Raw genomic sequence first — 6,000 nt, 5'->3', positions numbered from 1 at the left:
TTCTTGATTGCTCAAGAACCTTTATTCTCACGATGATCTGCATCATCGCGACTCACTTACTGTTCAGTTTTCAAGGAGCAAACGCAGTTGTTTATTTCGTTTCTGCCGCCTATCTTGGTTGTGACAACCAAGCAAACTTTCGTTTGGCGACTAGATTTATATCTTACCACGAACCAAGCAAGGATGCAAGGACTTTTTCAATTTCTTTTCAATCCGTATTTGCTTCGGCTCCGGAAGTATAAATCCCCATCTTGCGTTATAATGAGATCAATCGACAAGAAACGGTTTTCTATCGATCAGTTCTCTATTACTATAATCCATATCAAACAAAAATGAAACGCTTTCTTTTTATCGATCTTTCATTTTTTGCAAAGGAGGTTGTCATGTTCAAGTCCGACCATTTTCTTCGTATTGCCTTACATATGATTGCCGTGCTGATCGTTCTGTTTCTTCTCACCAAAATACCGGGTATTCTCGCTCCGCTTAAAGCGGCGTTTAGTTTGGTCTTTTTCCCGGTGGTTTTGGCGCTGTTTCTCTATTATTTGTTCCGACCGACCATACGCAAACTCGATCAATGGAAAATTAAACGTCCGTGGTCGATTCTTCTTCTGTATGCCGCAGCGGTTGGAGTCTTTGTGAGTTTCGCTATCTGGGTATGGCCGATCCTGAGATCGCAATTCTTGAACTTCAGCGATAACCTTCCCCAACTTGCCCAGAATTTCTCGGATCAACTTCAAATGCTGCTCTTCCAACTGCAGGAACAGGAAATTTGGGGAACAAGAATCAATGATATTGATGTTGGCATAGACATTCCGCAGCAGCTGTCTGGCTATCTTGAGAATTTCATCAATTCTATTACGACTTCTCTCAGCAATGCGTTGTCTGTTGCCGCATGGATTTTCCTTGTCGTTTCTACGGTTCCCATGATTTTGTATTTTATGTTGAAAGACGATCGAAAAGGTTATGCCTTTTTGCTCAAAACCGTTCCCGTAAAATATCGTCCCAGCTTTCGCCATGCGGCGCGGGATATCGATACGGCACTCAGCAGCTTTATCGTCGGAAGGGTCTTTTTGGCCACGTGTGTAGGGGTATTCGATCTGATCGGTTTCCTGATCGTCGGCGTGCCCTACCCGCTCCTGCTCATTCTGTTTATCATTCTGACAGACATGATTCCTTATATCGGCGTGTATCTGGGAGCTTTGCCGGCATTGATTGTTGGATTTATCGATGCCCCCAGCTCGGTGATTTGGATTGTCGTAGTAATCGCAGCGGGTCAAATGCTGCGAAACAATCTCCTGTCTCCTATCATTTACGGTTCCGCACTCGATATCCATCCGTTGACTACGGTCTTTCTGCTTCTGAGCAGCGGTGCAATCGGAGGCTTCGTCGCCATTCTGATCATTATTCCGCTCTATATGGTCGTAAAGATCGTTGTTGTTCATCTCTATCGGTATTATCGCAGCAGCAAAGTGAAACAGGTCGACCTTACCTAGTGCCCTGACATCTATAAGGAATATAAAAAAAGACCTTGCGAACATAAAGTTCGCAAGGTCTTTTGTCATGTGCAAAATATGAAATTGTATACGGGGCCTATCAGCTTTCGATCAGGAGCGACTCCGGATCTTCAAGCAGTTCTTTGACTTTGACGAGGAAACGAACCGCTTCCGACCCATCGATAATGCGATGGTCGTAGGAAAGCGCCACATACATCATCGGCCGATTTTCCATACGTTCCGCATCGATTGCCACCGGACGCAGCTGGATCTTGTGCATACCCAGGATACCGACCTGCGGTGCGTTCAGAATCGGAGTCGACAGCAGGGATCCGAAGACGCCGCCGTTCGTGATGGTAAATGTACCGCCCTGAAGATCGGACAAAGCCAGTTGGTTATCGCGCGCTTTGGTCGCCAGGCCCGCGATCGATTTCTCGATTTCGGCAAAGCCGAGTCGGTCCGCGTCGCGTACGACAGGTACCACAAGTCCTTCTTTGGCCGATACGGCAATCCCGATATCGTAGAATTTCTTGTAGACCACTTCATCGCCGTCGATCTCCGCATTGACAGCCGGGAAGGCTTTCAGTGCACCGACAACCGCTTTGGTAAAGAACGACATAAATCCGAGGTTTACGTCGAACTTTTCTTTGAACTTGTCTTTGCGGCGTTTGCGCACATCGAGGATCGCCGTCATGTCCACTTCATTGAACGTCGTCAGCATCGCGGCGTTGTGCTGCGCTTCGACGAGGCGGGTAGCGATCGTCTGGCGGCGGCGGGACATGCGCTGGCGTTCGACCGGCTTCAGCGGGTCGCTCGAAGTCGCGGGCTGTGCCGCTTTTGGCGAAGCCGAAGGCTTCGCGGCCGGCTGCTGCGGCGCCGGTTGAGTCTGGGCGGCCGGGCCGCCGTCGGCGAACGATTTCACGTCGCCGGAGTAGACCCGACCGATCGGGTCGGCGCTCGGCACGCTGCCGAGCTCGACACCGCGTTCGCGCGCAAGCTTGCGCGCGGCCGGCGAAGCTTTGGCCGAGGTGTCGCCGCTCTCTGCCGGAGGCGGGCTAACCGCTTCGGCGGCTTTGGGGCTGGACGGCAGCGAAGGTGCTGCTTCGGGAGCCGGCGCAGCTTTTTCTTCGCCGATCGGAGCGGAAGCGGTCCCCGTCGTCGACGAGGCCGCATCGCCAGTACGAATCCGGCCGATGACTTCGCCGACTTGTACCGTGTCGCCTTCTTGACGGAGCAGGGATTCCAGCAAACCGCTGGATTCCGCGCTCACTTCCAAATTGACCTTGTCCGTTTCAAGCTCCAGCAGAACGTCTCCCTGCTGTACGGCGTCTCCTTCAGCCACGGTCCAGCGCAGAATCGTGCCTTCGGTGACGGACTCTCCCATTTCCGGTACTTTAATGTCGCTCACAGCGCTACCTCCCCAAACTCATTTGATTTTTTTTGGATGAATTTTGGCCCAGGGCCGTTTGGATGATCTTCTGCTGTTCGAAAGTATGGATATGCTGGTAGCCGCTTGCCGGACTGGAACGTTCCGGTCTGCCGGTATACGTCACTTCGATGCCTTTTGGAGCAACGGCCCGGATATTCGGTTCGATATAGCGCCAGGCGCCCATGTTATGCGGTTCTTCCTGTACCCAATAGATCTCTTCGAGATTCGGGAAACGTTCGAGGAAGGCGGATACTTCGCGTGCAGGGAACGGATAGAGCTGCTCGACTCTGACGATATGCAGCCAGCTCCAATCGGCATCCGGATCTTTTTCGATCGCGTCTTCCAGCTCTACCGCGATTTTGCCGCCGGTCAGCAGGACACGCGTTACACGGTCCGGCGAATCGCCCAACCCCCGCTGTTCGACTGTCGCTTTGAAGCCGCCGTCCGTAAAGTCGGAAGCCGGCGAAGCCACCCGCGGATTGCGGATAAGGCTTTTCGGCGACATGACTACCAACGGCTTGGCATCTTCGCGGTTTGTCATTGCCGCCTGGCGGCGCAGCAGATGGAAGTACTGCGCCGCACTCGTCACGCTGGCAATGGTGCAGTTGTTCTCGCCGGCGAGCTGCAGGTAGCGTTCCAGCCTTGCACTGGAGTGTTCCGGACCTTGACCTTCATAGCCGTGCGGAAGCAGCATGACAAGGCTCGACTTTTGCGCCCATTTGGAACGTCCCGGAAGAACGAATTGGTCGATCAGGACTTGTCCCGCATTCGCAAAGTCGCCGTATTGGGCTTCCCAGATAACCAGGGTCTGCGGCGAATAGACATTGTAGCCGTATTCGAAGCCTATAACCGAAGCTTCGGACAGCGGGCTGTTATGAATGGCAAACGAAGCGCGGGCTTCAGGCAGCACATGGAGAGGGCAGAAGGTTTCGCCCGTCTTCGAATCGTGCAGCACCAGGTTCCGGTGCGCGAATGTCGCTCTTTCCACGTCCTGGCCGCTGATCCGAATCGGCGTGCCGTCGGACAGAATGGTTGCGAGCGCAAGCGTCTCTGCTTGTCCCCAATCCACTTTTTCGCCTTCGTCCAGTGTATTCAAACGGCGTTGAAGAATACGCTCAAGCTTCGGATAAACATTGAACGTATCCGGGCGTTTGAGCAGATTTTCGTTGATCGATCGGAGCCGTTCCAGTTCGACGGAAGTCTGCACGGATTCGAGCGGCTTTTCGTCGATGCTCGAAGCAAACGGGAACGGATGGCTCTCGCCCTGCTTGCCGTTCTTCATTTCTTCGTACTCTTCCTTAAAGACGGCATTGATCTTGCTGCGAAGTTCCGCCAAACCGTCTTCTCCAATCACACCGCTTTCATGCAATTTTTTTGCAAAAACGGCCGCTGCCGTATCGTGTTCCCTCACCTTTTTGTAAACCAGAGGCTGGGTCGTTTCGGGATCGTCCGTTTCATTGTGACCGTAGCGGCGGTAACCGACCAGATCGATAACAAAGTCTTTCTTGAACGTCATCCGGTATTCGCAGGCCAAACGCGCGGCCGCGATGCAGGCATCCGGATCGTCCGCGTTCACGTGCACGATAGGAATTTCGTATCCTTTCGCCAAGTCGCTTGCGTAATGAGTGGAACGGGAATCGCCGCTTTCGGTCGTAAAGCCCAACCGGTTGTTGGCGATAATATGTACCGTTCCGCCATTTTGGTAACCGGGAAGCTGGTTGAAATTGAGCGTCTCCGCCACTACGCCTTCACCCGGGAACGCCGCATCGCCGTGCACGAGGATCGAAGCCGCAGCGTTGGTGTTCTGTTTCGGATACCCCGGCACGCTCCGGTCTTCCTGGGCGGCACGCGCGAATCCTTCGACAACCGGATCGACATATTCCAAGTGACTCGGGTTATTGGCGAGCGTCAGACGCGTCTTGCCCTGTTCGCCGACCGCACGTTTTTCACCCAAATGATATTTGACATCGCCGGTCCAGCCGAAGTTGATTCCCATCGAGCCTTCCGACGGCATCAAATCCTTGTTCGGCGCATGATGGAATTCCGAGAAAATGCGTCCGTACGGTTTGCCGAGCACATGCGCGAGCACGTTCAGACGCCCGCGGTGGGCCATCCCCATCAGCACATGTTCCGCTCCCGCTTTCGAGAATCCGCGCACCAGTTCGTCCATCACCGGAACGAGCATATCGATTCCTTCAATAGAGAAGCGTTTTTGGCCGACGAATGTCCGATGCAGGAATTCTTCAAACTGTTCAACCTGCACAAGACGCTCCAGAAGCGATTTGCGTTCTTCTTGGGTCAATTCCTTGGCAGAAAGCTGACGCTCTTCGGCCTGCCGGTTCAGCCAGTCGCGTTCTTTTTCGTCGTGGACGTGCGAGAATTCGTAAGCCGTTGTTCCCGTATAAACCTCCCGCAGTCTGCGAATAGCGTCCAGTCCGTTCGAAACGTCCTGAGGCGCGTCTTCCCAGATCAACGAAGCAGGCAGAGAAGCCAGATCCTGCTCGTTCAATCCCACTTCACCAGGGTCGAGAAACGAAACTTTCGGTTTTTCATCAAGTCCGATCGGATCGATATCCGCAGCCAAATGTCCGTAGGTGCGGATATTCCATGCCAGCTTGCTCGCTGCAACCGCTTTCTTTAATGCTTGAGCATCGGTTGCCGTTCCGTTTGTTTCCGCTGAAACCCCTATCCCCGAAGCAGGATGCTGCGGCGGTGCGCCAAAGCGTTCGAACAGCTCCCGATAGGAATGTTCCACCGATTCCGGATTCTCCTGATAACGTTCGTATTGCTCCTGTACGTATCCGAGGTTCGGACCGTAATACTTTTCCCATGGCCCCTGCGTGTTCGAAAATCGTTTCGTCATCGCTGCCACCCTCCGTCTTGTGTTTGCAAAAGCCCATTCTTGTGGAGCACTTTTTTACAAATTAGTGAACAAAGCGTTTACTTCTCGATTGTACCGCTTTTTGCTAGCAAGTTCAATTTGTTCGGCAAGTTCCTTGCTAAATTTTTCGCCAACCCTAGTGCCACGTGTAAGCGTTCCCTTTTTTCGGTCATCTCGACCTGCCGGTCATCTATAAA

4 protein-coding genes are annotated in these 6,000 nt (G+C 53.0%); 2 read left to right on the top strand and 2 right to left on the bottom strand.

Features of this window, described 5'->3' with window-relative positions; translation table 11 throughout:
• A partial coding sequence (locus tag HRQ60_RS23520; protein ID WP_216671669.1) for a hypothetical protein occupies positions 1 to 242 on the top strand: 242 nt, incomplete at its 5' end.
• Positions 243 to 383: 141 nt separating this feature from the next.
• Entirely contained in the window at positions 384 to 1,493 is a 1,110-nt protein-coding gene (locus HRQ60_RS21840) for an AI-2E family transporter (RefSeq protein ID WP_172200295.1), read from the top strand.
• Positions 1,494 to 1,593: 100 nt separating this feature from the next.
• Here HRQ60_RS21840 and odhB read toward each other — a convergent pair whose 3' ends face one another.
• Both odhB and HRQ60_RS21830 read right to left on the bottom strand, forming a co-directional pair.
• The gene (gene odhB / locus HRQ60_RS21835; RefSeq protein ID WP_172200292.1) at positions 1,594 to 2,901 is read right to left on the bottom strand and encodes a 2-oxoglutarate dehydrogenase complex dihydrolipoyllysine-residue succinyltransferase; all 1,308 of its coding nucleotides are present in this window, start codon (positions 2,899 to 2,901) and stop codon (positions 1,594 to 1,596) included.
• Between the two features lie 4 nt (positions 2,902 to 2,905).
• Complete coding sequence (locus HRQ60_RS21830) at positions 2,906 to 5,785, bottom strand: 2-oxoglutarate dehydrogenase E1 component (RefSeq protein WP_172200289.1); 2,880 nt, start codon at positions 5,783 to 5,785, stop codon at positions 2,906 to 2,908.
• Positions 5,786 to 6,000 lie beyond the last annotated feature (215 nt).

It is taken from the genome of Saccharibacillus qingshengii (genome assembly GCF_013185195.1).
Classification (GTDB): Bacteria; Bacillota; Bacilli; order Paenibacillales; family Paenibacillaceae; genus Saccharibacillus; species Saccharibacillus qingshengii.
The sequence above is the reverse complement of the archived record's forward strand: the minus strand, read 5'-3'. Positions and strand labels throughout refer to the sequence as shown.